The 13422-nt window shown below is 60.8% G+C and carries 10 protein-coding genes and 3 tRNA genes; 9 read left to right on the top strand and 4 right to left on the bottom strand.

Going from position 1 to position 13422, the window contains the following annotated elements; all coding sequences use genetic code 11:
* Positions 1 to 139: 139 nt before the first annotated feature.
* Positions 140 to 994 (bottom strand): bifunctional methylenetetrahydrofolate dehydrogenase/methenyltetrahydrofolate cyclohydrolase FolD, encoded by an 855-nt coding sequence (gene folD, locus E0D86_RS05295; RefSeq protein ID WP_131648894.1) that lies wholly within the window; start codon positions 992 to 994, stop codon positions 140 to 142.
* A gap of 268 nt (positions 995 to 1262) precedes the next feature.
* Between folD and E0D86_RS05290 the strand changes: the two genes are divergently transcribed.
* The 3 genes from E0D86_RS05290 to E0D86_RS05280 all read left to right on the top strand — a co-directional run bounded on the left by E0D86_RS05290 (position 1263) and on the right by E0D86_RS05280 (position 1576).
* Positions 1263 to 1339, top strand: a tRNA-Arg gene (locus E0D86_RS05290).
* 30 nt (positions 1340 to 1369) lie between these two features.
* Positions 1370 to 1445, top strand: a tRNA-His gene (locus tag E0D86_RS05285).
* Between the two features lie 46 nt (positions 1446 to 1491).
* Positions 1492 to 1576: transfer RNA gene (locus E0D86_RS05280), tRNA-Leu, on the top strand.
* 380 nt (positions 1577 to 1956) lie between these two features.
* Here the strand turns inward: E0D86_RS05280 and E0D86_RS05275 are convergent.
* The gene (locus E0D86_RS05275; RefSeq protein WP_131648893.1) at positions 1957 to 3159 is read right to left on the bottom strand and encodes a hypothetical protein; all 1203 of its coding nucleotides are present in this window, start codon (positions 3157 to 3159) and stop codon (positions 1957 to 1959) included.
* Positions 3160 to 3370: 211 nt separating this feature from the next.
* Here E0D86_RS05275 and E0D86_RS05270 point away from each other — a divergent pair, with 211 nt between their 5' ends.
* Positions 3371 to 4135: an SDR family NAD(P)-dependent oxidoreductase gene (locus tag E0D86_RS05270; RefSeq protein ID WP_131648892.1), complete on the top strand. Its 765-nt coding sequence runs from the start codon at positions 3371 to 3373 to the stop codon at positions 4133 to 4135.
* Between the two features lie 193 nt (positions 4136 to 4328).
* Here E0D86_RS05270 and E0D86_RS05265 read toward each other — a convergent pair whose 3' ends face one another.
* Together E0D86_RS05265 and E0D86_RS05260 are read right to left on the bottom strand one after the other, a co-directional pair.
* Positions 4329 to 4769 carry an HU family DNA-binding protein gene (locus E0D86_RS05265; protein WP_231752173.1) on the bottom strand — a complete coding sequence of 147 codons (441 nt, stop codon included), beginning with the start codon at positions 4767 to 4769 and terminating at the stop codon, positions 4329 to 4331.
* A 110-nt stretch (positions 4770 to 4879) separates the two neighbouring features.
* Positions 4880 to 5683 carry a TlpA disulfide reductase family protein gene (locus E0D86_RS05260; protein ID WP_131648891.1) on the bottom strand — a complete coding sequence of 268 codons (804 nt, stop codon included), beginning with the start codon at positions 5681 to 5683 and terminating at the stop codon, positions 4880 to 4882.
* A gap of 176 nt (positions 5684 to 5859) precedes the next feature.
* Between E0D86_RS05260 and E0D86_RS05255 the strand changes: the two genes are divergently transcribed.
* The 5 genes from E0D86_RS05255 (at position 5860) to E0D86_RS05235 (ending at position 13413) form a co-directional block, all read left to right on the top strand.
* A complete protein-coding gene (locus E0D86_RS05255; RefSeq protein ID WP_131648890.1) occupies positions 5860 to 6336 on the top strand; it encodes a GreA/GreB family elongation factor in 477 nt (158 codons plus the stop codon).
* A 297-nt stretch (positions 6337 to 6633) separates the two neighbouring features.
* The gene (locus tag E0D86_RS05250; protein WP_131648889.1) at positions 6634 to 7806 is read left to right on the top strand and encodes an isochorismate synthase MenF; all 1173 of its coding nucleotides are present in this window, start codon (positions 6634 to 6636) and stop codon (positions 7804 to 7806) included.
* Between the two features lie 5 nt (positions 7807 to 7811).
* On the top strand, positions 7812 to 9437 hold the full coding sequence (locus E0D86_RS05245; RefSeq protein ID WP_131648995.1) for a (2,3-dihydroxybenzoyl)adenylate synthase: 1626 nt from the start codon (positions 7812 to 7814) through the stop codon (positions 9435 to 9437).
* A gap of 11 nt (positions 9438 to 9448) precedes the next feature.
* A complete protein-coding gene (locus E0D86_RS05240) occupies positions 9449 to 10321 on the top strand; it encodes an isochorismatase family protein (RefSeq protein ID WP_131648888.1) in 873 nt (290 codons plus the stop codon).
* Positions 10318 to 13413, top strand: a complete 3096-nt coding sequence (locus tag E0D86_RS05235) for a non-ribosomal peptide synthetase (RefSeq protein ID WP_131648887.1) — start codon at positions 10318 to 10320, stop codon at positions 13411 to 13413. The genes E0D86_RS05240 and E0D86_RS05235 overlap by 4 nt, the downstream gene beginning before the upstream one ends.
* Positions 13414 to 13422 lie beyond the last annotated feature (9 nt).

Below are 13422 nucleotides of genomic sequence, written 5' to 3'. Positions count from 1 at the left end.
AAACCACGGGTAGCGGTTGGAAGCGACAATCAAACGGCACCCTAGGGTGCCGTTTGATTTGAGACGCCGAAGATATTTACACCATCTGGAGATCTCGCCGAACCTCTGAAGGATACGGCTCCTCTGATGGCCGGCGTGATCAGTCGTGCAGATGCTCCGCGGCATGCAGCGTGTTTTCCAAGAGGCAAGCGCGCGTCATGGGGCCAACTCCGCCGGGCACGGGTGTAATCCAGCTGGCGCGCTGCACCGCCACGTCGAACTCGACATCGCCGACCAGTTTGCCATCGGCCTGTCGGTTGATGCCGACATCGATGACGATGGCGCCTTCCTTGATCCATTCACCTTTCACCAGCCCAGTGATCCCCGTCGCGACCACGATCAGATCGGCGCGTTTGACGTGCTCGGCCAGGTCATGGGTGAAGCGGTGGGTGACGGTGGTCGTGCAGCCTGCCAGCAGCAACTCCAGTGCCATGGGACGACCGACGATATTGGACGCGCCTACAACCACCGCGTTGAGGCCGTGCAGGTCGACACCGGTGCTCTCCAGCAACGCCATGATGCCTTTCGGTGTGCATGGGCGGAGCAGGGGCATGCGCTGCGCGAGGCGGCCGATGTTATAGGGGTGGAAGCCATCCACATCCTTGTCGGGTCGAATGCGCTCGAGCAGTTGTGAGGCGTCCAGGTGCTTGGGCAACGGCAACTGCACGAGAATCCCGTCGATAAGCGGATCGTCATTGAGCTGATCGATGAGCTCCAGAAGTTCGCCCTGGCTGGTCGTCGCCGGCAGATCATGGGCAGTGGACTTGAATCCCACTTCCTCGCAGTCCTTGCGCTTGTGCGCGACATATACTTGCGAGGCCGGGTCCGAACCCACGAGGATCACTGCCAGCCCCGGAACCCTTAAGCCCTGCCGGGAGCGCTCGGCCACACGGCCGGCGATCTGCAGGCGGATATTGGCAGCAATCTGTTTACCGTCGATCAGTTTTGCGGTCATGACGCTTAATTAACCATCGAGAGGATTGAAAAAGGAGGCGCATTCTCGCACGGCGACACCGTCCGGCAAAGGCGATGCGGTGTCCTCTATCCGTAACTCCTTTACCTGCCTGAAATTTTTTCGGTTTAGCTGTTGACGGCCTGCGGACAGGCCATTAAGATTCGCCCCGCTTGTCGAGCACAGCTTGCTGCTGGGTAAGACAGCTTTTGAAGGGCAACCTTCATCGGCTGGAGCTTGAAGTCTGCGCTCAGATAGGATGCAGATAAAAGCGCCCGTAGCTCAGCTGGATAGAGCATCCGCCTTCTAAGCGGATGGTCGCAGGTTCGAGTCCTGCCGGGTGCGCCATTCCGGTCTCGGCACAAGCAATGCAATATGGTGGGCGTAGCTCAGTTGGTAGAGCACAGGATTGTGGCTCCTGCGGTCGTGGGTTCGAACCCCATCGTCCACCCCATATTCCGAAACGCCAGGCACAGCCTGGCGTTTTCGTTTGCAAGACTGCGGACGTGGTGAAATTGGTAGACACACCAGATTTAGGTTCTGGCGCCGCAAGGTGTGAGAGTTCGAGTCTCTCCGTCCGCACCATCTACAACGCTGAAAGCCCCGTAATTCGGGGCTTTCGCGTATCTGAGGCAGCGTAAAAGGGCGTTATTTGTTCCTCGCGCGTTCCCATGGAAAGAGAGACGGCAGACCAAAAAAACCAAGCCGGGTAAAACCGCGATTTGGTTGCGCGTTAGTGCCTCATTTCTCAGCGTATCACTAGAGTTTGTTCACCTCGAGTGCATTATTCCAGCTACCAGCAACTTCGATAGGCGCTTGCGTCAAGGCTGGGCCTATTGCTTGAGCTCGGAGGAAAAACTTACGTCGTCACGGCGCGCTGGCGTTGGTCCAGCACGCCGGCCCATGATCGAGCCGATACGAGCCTTGGTTGCAGCACTAGCTGTTAATCGGCTCGCCGAAACGACTTACTGACCCTGGGTCACGAAGGCCGAATTTCCAGTACCGTTTTGCATGATGAGCGCCGTTTCCTGAGTGACGCTGCTGGAGTTTCCGATTTGCACCAGCGATGCATAGTTCTCGGTGCCTGTCTGCTGGATGTCGCCGACACCGTAGTAACCCGTCTGGTCAACGTCGATGTCGTTGCGAGTACCGTTCTGGGCGATGGTCAGGCTGCTGCCGTCGAAGTCCTGACGAATGTCTACACGGTTGAAGTCGCCGGTGGAGGTCCCTTCTACCGTGGTCGAGCGACCGCCGTGCTGGGCGGTCAGCTCATTTCCCGTTCCGTCCTGGGTGAAGCTGAAGCTGCCGAAGCCGCTGCTTTCCGATACGTCGGCGATATTGCCCGTGCCGATCTGTACCAGGCGCACGTCGCCTGCGCTGTATCGACTGGCTTGCTGTGAGAGGTTGACCTCGTTACCGGTACCGTTCTGACTGATTGAGGAAAAAGCGCCGGAAAATGCGCCGTCCTGATGAAAGTTGATGGCGTTGGCAGTCCCGGTCTGGCTTATATAGGCAGTCGTGTTCCCGAACTGCTCGACCAGAGCGGTGTTGCCGTCGCCGGTCTGCTCCGCGTCGAGATGGTTGGCCGTCATTTGTTGAGTCACGTCGATAGAGTTGCCTTCACCGTTCTGGTAAATGTCCGAGACGCTGGCGGCCCCATCTATTTGCTCGACGTAGGCAAGATTCTGACTACCGATCTGCGAAAGGGTCACCGTATGGCCTACTTCCTCGTTAGTCTCCTGATAAACCGTGGCGAGGTTATAGTTGCCGTCCTGCGAAACGTTCGCTTGGCTGTTCATCCCATTCTGCTCGATCGTCGAGATGTTGCCTGCGCCGCGTTGCTCGCTAGAGGCTGACAATAGCGTCCCGCTCTGCAGTGTGTAGGAGACATTGGCGTCGCCATCCTGGAGTTGGGTGCTGTAATTGTCCGAACCGATCTGCTGCACCACATCGGCATAGTTATCGGTGCCGGTCTGGTCCTGTTGCGCGTCGTTGAGGGCTGCGGCCTGATTCGCAATCAGCAACGAGATGGCGCCTGCCAGTAAAGTTTTTGTTTTAAGCATTTCAGATTCCTTTTGAATGGGCGGGAGCCCGGCTTTTAACTGGCGCGTTCCCCGCTGGGAATAAGCCTCACGGGCTATACAGGCTGAACGGCGAATTAATCCCAAAACGAATCGTGCTGAAAGGTCTAGAAGCCGTGCTCGACCGAAAAAAAGGCCAGCGTTGTGCTTTGTATTTTGTTGGAATAAAAAGGCTGATCGTTCAGTTGTTAAGAAATGATGCGGAGAACCGCTCGAACTTTCCGCCTATGCACGGACCATAGCCATCGATACCACCGCGCGCTTCTACGAGCGCGCCACACGGAAAAAGAGGAAAAGCATGAACAGCAAGGTCGTATTCATCACCGGTGCCACATCAGGTTTTGGTCGCGCTACGGCTCGCCGTTTTGCTGAAGCAGGCTGGTCGCTGGTACTGACCGGTCGACGCTCGGAGCGACTAGAAGCACTGAAAAAAGAGTTGGCCAACAAGGTTCCGGTGCATGTTGCAACGCTTGATGTGCGCAAGAGCGAGGCGGTCAAGGACGTCGTCGCCGAACTGCCCGATGCCTTCCGTGCCGTGACTTGCCTGGTCAATAACGCAGGCTTGGCACTGGCTCCGGAACCTTCGCAGAAGACCGATCTGAACGATTGGCACACCATGATCGACACCAATATCACCGGCCTCGTAAACGTAACCCATGCGTTGCTGCCAACGTTGATCGAGACAGGAAAGGGCGCCAGCATCGTCAATATCGGATCCGTGGCAGGCCAATGGCCCTATCCCGGAAGTCATGTCTACGGTGCCAGCAAGGCATTCGTCCAGCAGTTCAGCTACAACCTGCGCTGTGACCTGATCGCCACGGGCGTGCGGGTCACCGACATCGCGCCTGGTATGGCCGAGACCGAGTTCACGCTGGTGCGGACCAAGGGCAATCAAGCGGCGTCCGACGCGCTTTACAGCACCACCACGCCATTGTCCGCTGAAGACATCGCTGACCAGATCTTCTATGTCGCTACGCTACCGGCGCATATCAATATCAACCGGTTGGAGATCATGCCGTCGCGGCAGGCCTGGGCGGGCTTTGCGATCGACCGCGACAAGTGAGTCGCAGCGACAAATAGAGTTGGCATGGCTGGGGCGAGCCTAGGCAGCGGACAAAGCCCACGCTTCGTTCCGGTTATGCCCGAGAGCAAATTTAGCGAGGAGTGGAGCGGGGTGCGCGACCGAGCGGTCAACGCCAGGACAGGCGCTGCGTCCGTAAGGACGTCAGCGACCCGGTATCCGACATACGGATGGATTAGTTCACCGCATCCTTCAGCGACTTGCCTGGCTTGAAGCCTGGCAGCTTGGCTGCGGAGATCTTGATCGTTGCGCCGGTCTGCGGATTGCGGCCGTCACGAGCGGCGCGCTCCTTGACAGCAAAGGTACCGAAGCCAACCAGCGTCACGCTGTCGCCGTTCTGCAGGGTATTGGTCACGCTTTCGGTAAAGGCGTCCAGTACGCGAGTGGCGGTGCTCTTAGGGACATCGGCGGAGGCTGCGATCGCTTCAATCAACTCGGCTTTATTCACGGGTGTGGCTCCAGATTGGATGGGGGGACAGTATAAGCAGCGTCTCGCTCTGTCGCCTGCGGCAAATTTCCTCTTTTTTAAAAATATCCCGCGCGGGCCGACAAATCCGCATGCTGCGGCTGATTCGAACGCTTCTGTCTGGACAGCGGCTTTTCGGCTTCGGTTCATTCATCTGCAGCCCGGCTATCGGCAGCGCCGATGACTTGCGGCTGTTGCAGAAGTGTGACTGGGTAGACGTCCGACCAGCGCGTTCAGGTAGATGTGTGGGGTATCGAGAGCTATTGCCGCAGTGCTTTCATCGCTCTTGCCAGGCTGGCGCGTGACAGCTCGCCTAGATGGCTGCCGACTTGCCGACCGTCTGCGTCGTAGAACAGCGTGGTCGGCAATGCTTGCGAGCCGACGTGCTGTCCAAGGCGACCACCGCTGTCGATCAGCACGTTGCGTAATCCAAAGTCGTGACTCTGCAGAAATTGCCTGATTTCGCCTTCACCTTCGCCCTGGTTGACGAACAGGAAGACCAGCTCATGGTTGTTCGTCTGTGCTTCTGCGAGTACCGGCATTTCACGGCGGCACGGCGGACACCAGGTGGCCCAAAGATTGATGACCATCGGCTTACCGCTGTAGTCGGCCAAGCTGACCGACCTGCCGTCTATGTCGTGCAGGGCTATCTCAGGCAGACGCGTCCCTCGTTCGAAGGCGTGCCAGCCAAAGCTGGCGAAGGTCCAGCTGGCGAGTCCTACCACCAAGGCGAGGCCCAATGGTTTGCGCAGTTCTCGGTCACGCCATATCAGCCAACCACCGGCCAGTAATGCGGCTCCGATACCCGGCCAGGCGATGAAGCCGCCGTCGCGGATATCCAGTACTCGCCACCAGGCGCCCGAAAAATCGTCGATGTAGACCGCTACGAAGGACAGGCGCGCGACCAGCACAGCCAGCAGCATAAGCCGGAATATCTGTCGCTCGGGGTTCCGCCCGTGCGGTCGGCCCGTCCACCAGCCGGTCAGCGTCGCCAGTAACAAACAGCCGACCAATATCAGATGTTGTATGCCGATCGTCAGCGGGCCCAGGCTCAGGGTAAGCATCTGTCTCGATCCTTTGCGTTGGTTGGTTTCGAATAGGGTCGCACTTTACCTGTCATGTCAGGCGGCTCTGTGTTCGACAGGTCGCCGGATGTTGCAGAAAGACGTATTCAGTCGGCGTGGCTCTGTGGGCGTAGCGATGCCATGCTAGAGGCCCGGCACTACCGTCCCGAGCCTGCATGAACAAGACCGATCTCCAAGCACTTATCATCGAAAAGCTGCAAGCCGATCTGACAATTGCCAAGGACGCGCTTAAGGCCTCTCACGAGGCGGCAACGCATGCCGAGAGCAAGGCGGAAAACAAGTACGACACTCGCGGGCTCGAGGCTGCTTATCTTGCTGACGGGCAGCGTCGCCGTGTGCATGAGATCGAGACGGCGCTGAGCCGCTATCGCAATCTTCCGGTGCGCTCGCAGGTCGATGAGCCGATCACGCTCGGCGCGCTGGTTTCGCTGGAGCAGGCCGGTATCGGGCGCTGGGTTTTCCTCGGCCCGGATGCCGCTGGGTTGAGAGTGGTTGTTGCAGAAGCAGAGGTACAGGTGATATCGCCGCGATCGCCGTTGGGCCACGCGTTGCTCGGGCGCTGCGATGGTGATGAGGTTGAAGTGCTCGTGGATGGGCGCCGCCAGCAATACGAAATCGTCGAGGTTCGTTAGTAGACTTTTGCCTGTCTCTCTTATGCTGGTTTTGTTACATAAATCAACTTGTTAAGCGCAATAGCTAAAGTACTTTCAATGGTTATAGTCATCACGTCATGGCCGTATAAGCCGGTGACTGATACCCCCTCTCGCTCCACCCCCTTCTTAAACCAGCCGCAACCGCCTTAGACCTAACCGCCAGCAAACCGTCTCTGCGTCCCGCGAACAGAAATAATTTGACGCATCTGTCACCGATGACTATCGTTGCCGCCGGCAAATGATAATCAATCACATTATTGTTATGTGGAGGTGGTGGTGAACGCATTGACTCGCGTCGCCTACGACGGACCAGGCGTGGGATACAAGTTCCCGCCGTCGTATCGATTTTATTCACCGGCAGGCGGTATCGAAGCCAGCGGTTGTTTCAAGGCGATAGACACGCCAGCCGAAGGCGCCGGGCCGGGCCTAGAGCATGACGTTCAGTGGGCCTTCGCCGAAGCGCAGGCAGCCGGTTTGAAGGATCCCGTGCTGGTTGGCGTGATTCCCTTCGACAAGCAGCAATCCTCCAGTCTGTTCATCCCGCGACACGTTTCCCATCTTCCTCCCGCATCACCTCCGACGGCAATTTGCGGGTTCGCCTGCGGCGCGGCGCGTCAGTGCACCGAACAGCCCGATCAGGTTGGCTTTCAAAAAGCCGTTACCCGCGCGCTGGATGCGCTGCGCAGCGGTCGGCTGGATAAAGCGGTGCTGTCACGCCTGCTGCAGCTCGAGTTCGACGCACCACCCTGTGCCGCGACAATCTTCCAGGGGCTACGCCAGCAGAATCCCGAAGCGTTTCATTTCTTTACCGATCTGCCGGATGGCGGCGTTCTGATCGGCGCCAGCCCTGAGTTGCTGCTGCGCAAAACCGGTAAACGCCTGGAGACCAATCCGTTGGCCGGTTCCGCCAGGCGCTACGCCGATCCGGCAGCGGACGAACAGTCGGCGCGAAGCCTGCTCGATTCGGGCAAGGATCGGCACGAGCATCGCCTGGTGATTCGAGATATCGAACGCCAGCTGCGTCCGCTATGCCGCGACCTGCAGATACCGGCGGCGCCTTCGCTTATGAGTACCGCCAAGCTCTGGCACCTGTCGACGCGGATCGAGGGCGAGCTGGCCGCGCCGGTGTCGGCGCTGAGCCTGGCGTGCCAGCTGCACCCGACGCCAGCGCTCTGCGGCTTCCCCACGACTGCGGCCAAACAGCTGATCGCCGAGCTGGAGCCGTTCGACCGTGGTGTGTTCGGCGGCATCGTCGGTTGGTGCGATGCGGCCGGCAACGGCGAATGGGCCGTGGTGATCCGCTGTGGTGTGATCGATGAACGCAAGGTCCGGTTGTTCGCAGGCGCCGGGCTGGTCTCGGCGTCGTGCCCCGAATCCGAGTGGCGCGAGACGGGAACCAAACTCGGCACCATGCTCGCCGCGTTCGGCCTCGATCAGGAGGCGGTATGAACGGTATGAACCTAGTTCCGTTCACCCGCTGGCCCGAAGCTTTTGCTGAGCGTTACCGACGCGCCGGATATTGGCGTGGCGAGCCGCTGAGCCAGATGCTCACCGAGCAGGCCAGCCTCCAGCCGGACGCCATCGCGGTGGTTTCCGGTAGTCGAGCGTTCAGCTACGCCGAACTGGACGAGATGTCGACTCACCTAGCCCAACGCCTGGCCAACCGTGATTTGGGGCACGGCGACTGCGCACTGGTACAGCTTGGTAACCATGCCGAGCTGTACATCGTGTTCTTCGCGTTGATGAAAGCAGGCATCGCTCCGGTCAATGCACTGTTCAGCCACAATCGTGTCGAGCTGGTCGCCTATGCCGCGCAGATTCATCCGCGCCTTCTGGTTGCCAGTCGCGAGCATGCGTTGTTTGCCAGCAATGCATTCCTCGATGAACTGACCGAGCTGGTCCCTGAACTCGATACCGTCCTGCTGCACGACGACCCGCAGCCGGAACTGCGTCTGCAAAGTTGGCTCGAACCGGCAGCGAAAGAGCGTCCATTCACTCCGACGCCGGCCAGCGAAGTGGCTTTCTTCCAGCTATCGGGCGGCAGCACCGGCACGCCGAAACTGATCCCGCGCACCCACGACGACTACCTCTACAGCGTCCGCCGCAGCATCGAAATCTGTGAGTTCGACCGCAACACCCGCTACCTCTGCGCATTGCCTGCGGCGCACAATTTTCCGCTGAGTTCGCCTGGCGCGCTGGGTGTCTTTCTCGCCGGCGGACGGGTGGTGCTCAGCGCCGATCCAGGCCCGGCAAGCTGCTTTCCGCTGATCGCGCACCATCAGGTCAACGTGGCCGCCCTGGTGCCGTCGGCCTTGTCGCTGTGGTTGCAGGCCGCGCCCGCACACCGGGATGAACTCGCTTCGCTGGAACTGTTGCAGGTCGGTGGCGCCAAGCTGCCGGAGTTGCTCGCTCGCCGTGTCCCGCAGGATCTCGGTTGTCACTTGCAGCAGGTCTTCGGCATGGCCGAAGGGCTGGTCAACTACACCCGGCTGGACGACAGCGACGAGCGTGTCTACCTGACCCAGGGTCAGCCAATGAGCCCGGACGACGAGGTAAAAGTCGTCGACCGCGACGGCAATCCGGTGCCGACGGGCGAGGTGGGGGCTTTGATGACCCGTGGCCCCTACACCATCCGCGGCTATTTCCAGAGCCCGGCATACAACGCCAGCGCATTCGATGCAGAGGGTTTCTACCGCTCCGGCGATCTGGTCCGGCAGCGCGAGGACGGCTATCTGATCGTTGTCGGGCGGATCAAGGATCAGATCAACCGTGGTGGCGAAAAGATCGCTGCCGAGGAAGTGGAAAGCCTGCTGATGGCGCATCCCGCCGTTACCCAGGCGGCGCTGGTATCAATGCCGGACGCGGCCATGGGTGAGAAGAGTTGCGCCTTTATCGTCAGCCCCGACGCCGCTCTCAAGGGCATTGTCCTGCGCAAGTTTCTGCGCAGCCTCGGTCTAGCCGATTACAAGCTGCCGGACCGATTCGAACACCTCGACGCGCTTCCCATGACGGCCGTAGGCAAGGTGGACAAGAACCGCCTGCGTCGCCGTCTCGCTGAACAACTGACCGTTACCGAATAAGGATTCGCTTCATGGCTATTCCCACTTTGACGCCCTACAGCCTGCCCAGCGAATGGGCCGCGAACAAAGTCCAGTGGTCGGTCGATCCTGATCGCGCGGTGCTGTTAATCCATGACATGCAAGGCTATTTCTGCGACTTCTGGGGTGAAGACAGCGCCTTCATCGCCGCGCTGGTGGCACGCCTGGCGCAGGTTCGCGAATGCTGTAAAGCCCTGGGCATTCCGGTCGTCTACACCGCGCAACCAGTCGAGCAGGCCGCTGCGGATCGGGCGCTGCTCACCGACATGTGGGGCCCTGGCATCACCCAACATCCCGAGCGCCAGGCCATCGTTGCCGGGCTGTCGCCGGCGGCCGACGACACCGTGCTGACCAAGTGGCGCTACAGCGCTTTTCAGCGCTCACCGCTGCAACACATGATGACTGAGCTCGGCCGCGATCAGTTGATCATCGGCGGAATCTACGGGCATATAGGCTGCTTGATGACGGCCTGCGATGCCTTCATGCGGGACATTCAGCCTTTCATGCTGGCGGACGGCGTTGCGGATTTCAGCCAGGCTGAACACCTGATGGCGCTGAACTACGTGGCAACGCGCTGCGGGCGGGTGATCCGCTGCCGTGACGTGCTCGACCTCGGCCAGCCGCAGGCATCGCTGCCGACCCGAGAAGCACTCGAGGCGCGGTTGCTGGCGATGCTCGATGAGATGGACGAGCCGTTCGATCCCGACGAGAACCTGCTCGATTACGGTCTGGATTCGATCCAGATCATGTCGCTGCTCAGCGAATGGCGCGAGCAGGGCCTCGAACTCAGCTTCACCGATCTGGCGAGGACGCCGACGCTCAACGGTTGGTGGACGCTCATTCGCGAACACGGGGGTGCGCTATGAGGCCGCTGGGTATCGCTCAGCAGGGGCTCTGGTACGCCTATCTGCTCAACGAAGACCGCGCCATGTTCAACACCGCCGAGTGCATCGCCTTCGCCGGCAAGATCGAGGAAGTGGCGTTGATCCGTGCGGTACAGGAGGCGGTGCGTGAATGCGAGGCGCTGTCCGGTCTGTTTGTTGCCGATGAAGAAACGGTGCTTTTCAAACCCTGTGAATTGCCGGTCGAGGTGCGGCGAGTCCAGGTGCCGGCGGGCGAAGAGGCAGAGCGTTGGGTGCGCGATTGGGCCATGCGTGACATTCGCGTCGCGCTGGATCTCGAGCGCGAGCTGCCGTGCCGCTTCGTGTTGCTGCGGGGTGGAGAGGGCGATTTTCTCTACAGCTGCGTGCATCACATCGCCCTCGACGGTTATGGCACCAATCTGCTGTACCAGCGCATCGCCGAACTCTATGGTGCCGCGCTGAAAGGAGAAACCACGCCGCCTAGCGGGTTTGGCCGTTACGACGACGTGCTGCAGGAAGACGCCGAACGGGACGCCCAAGGCCGTACCGCCGCCGCGCGCGGCTACTGGCTGGAAGCATTGTCACGCATGCCGGAGCCAGTGAGCTTCAGCGAGCGCAGCGCGCCCATTTCAGCCACCTTCATTCGTCACGGTGCGGCGTTTCCTGCGCCGCTGTGGCAAGCCTTGAACGAGGTTGCCGATGCCCATGGCATCGGCTGGCCGGACTTGCTTTTGGCGGGCGTCTCGGCCCAGTTGCGGCAGGTCAGCGGCAGCCGGGCGCAGGTTCTTGGATTGATGGTGATGAACCGCATCGGCTCGGCGGCGTTCAACGTGCCCTGCATGCAGATGAATATCGCGCCCCTGTGCCTGGACTTGCCGGACGACGCCGATCTCATCGGCTGTGCGAAAGCCATCGGCAAGCTGCGCCGCAGCAGCCGCAAGCACCAGCATTACCGCTACGAATCGCTGAGGCGCGACCTCGGTCGGGTTGGCGGCGAACAGCGCCTGTTCGGCCCGTTGATCAACATCATGCCGTTCGACCGTCCGCTGGCGTATGGCGATTGTCCGGCCCGCACGCTGAACCTCAGCGCCGGTCCGGTGGAAGACCTGACCCTGGAAGTGCAGGTCGGCGCGGACGGCACCCCGGTGCTCGACTATGACGCCAACCCGGCCTGTTACAGCCTGGAGCAGGTGCGTGGGCTGCAGGAAGAATTGTTCGACCTGCTCGAATGCTGGCTGGCCGCGCCCCAGCAACCACGCGACGTGTTGCTCGATGAACTCTATGCGGTCCGTCGCGCCTGGCAAAGGCTCACCGCGCCGGCTGGCGCCACTCTCGGGCAGGCGGACAACGTGCTGGATGCAATACGCCAGCAAGCGGACGCCCAGCCGGAACGTATCGCGCTGATCCAGCATGAACAGGCGCTGAGCTACGGCGAGCTGCAAGCGCGTGCCGAAATGGTTGCCGCAGCATTGGTGGAGCAGGGCATTCAGCCGGGCGAGCGGATCGGAATGATGCTGAGCCGGTCGCCGCTAGCGATTCTGGCGCAGCTGGGAGTTCTGCTGGCTGGAGCGGTATACGTACCGCTCGATCCGGAGCAACCAGCGGATCGCCAACGGCTGATCTGCGCGAGCGCCGACCTTGCGTTGGTGATTACCGAGGCGGTCTACCGCCACAGGCTTGCCGATATCCATCGCGGCCCGATCCAGCTGATCGGCCTGCTGACCTCGGCCAATCGCGAGTACCGCCCACGCGATGGCGATGCGGCCAGCTACCTGATGTTCACGTCCGGCTCCACCGGCACGCCGAAAGCTGTGGAAGTCAGTCATCGAGCACTGGAGCACTTCGCCGTGGCGGCGCAACAGCGCTACGGGATCACTCCGACTGACCGGGTGTTGCAGTTCGCGCCGTTCAACTTCGATGCCAGCATCGAGGAGGTCTTCGTCAGCCTGTCTGCCGGCGCCACGCTGGTGTTGCGCACCGACGCGATGCTTCAGTCGATGACCGCTTTCGTGGAAAGCCTGGAGCAGCAGGCAATTACCGTCGTCGATTTGCCCACGGCGTTCTGGAACGAATGGGTCGTCGCACTGCGCAGTGACCAGGCGCGGATTCCCGCGCCGCTCAAGACGGTGATCATCGGTGGCGAAGCGGTGTACCCGGAGCAGCTGGCCGCCTGGCAAGGCATGGACCGGCCGGATGTGCGCCTGATCAATACCTATGGGCCGACCGAAACCACCGTGGTCGCCACCACTTGCGATCTGCAGCGCATCGACCCCAACCGCGAGCAGTTGCCCATCGGCCGGCCGCTGGCCGGCGTCGAGGCGCTGATTCTCGATCGCGGCAATCGCCCAGCATTGGAAGGCGAGCTGGTGTTGTTCGGCGCTCAATTGGCCAACGGCTATCTCAACAGCGATTCGCCGGCATTTGCCCATCTGCGTATCGGCGATGAGACGGCACGGATCTACCGCACCGGTGACCGAGTGCGACTGGTGGACGGGGAACTGGTGTACCTCGGTCGGCTGGACAACGAATTCAAGATCAGCGGCTATCGCATCCAGCCGGGCGAAGTCGAGGCCAGGCTGCTGGCACTCGATGGCGTCGACGAGGCCTGCGTGCTGGGCTTGGAACTGGGCGCCGGCGTGCGCCGGTTGGTGGCTTTCGTCGCTGGTCCGCGCGACGACATTCGCAGCATCAAGCGCGAACTGAGCGAAGTGTTGCCCGCCGCGATGGTGCCCACCGATTACCGTCACTTTTCCGCCTTACCGCGTACCGGCAGCAACAAGCTCGACCGCAAACGTCTGCACCAGGAATACCTGGGTGGCGCTCCGGAGCGCGCCTTGAGCGACGAGACCCAGCGCCGGGTCAGCGCCATCTGGCAGCAGATTCTCGGCGTCAGCGGCATTCAGCCTGAAGACAACTTCTTCGAACTCGGCGGCCAATCGTTGCAGACCATCCAGATCGTCAATCGTCTGGGCGCCGAATTCGGCGCTGCGGTGAAGGTTTCGGATGTCTTCGATCATCCGCAATTGGCGGACTTCTGCAGCTTCCTCGACAGCCGCATACAGCAGCGGGAAGAGCAGGTGGAAATGGTTTGGTAAGGGGCAGGC

Source organism: Pseudomonas sp. IC_126, assembly GCF_004331835.1.
In the GTDB taxonomy this organism is placed as follows: domain Bacteria; phylum Pseudomonadota; class Gammaproteobacteria; order Pseudomonadales; family Pseudomonadaceae; genus Stutzerimonas.
Note: the sequence above shows the minus strand (reverse complement) of the source record. Positions and strands in the feature narration are given on the sequence as shown.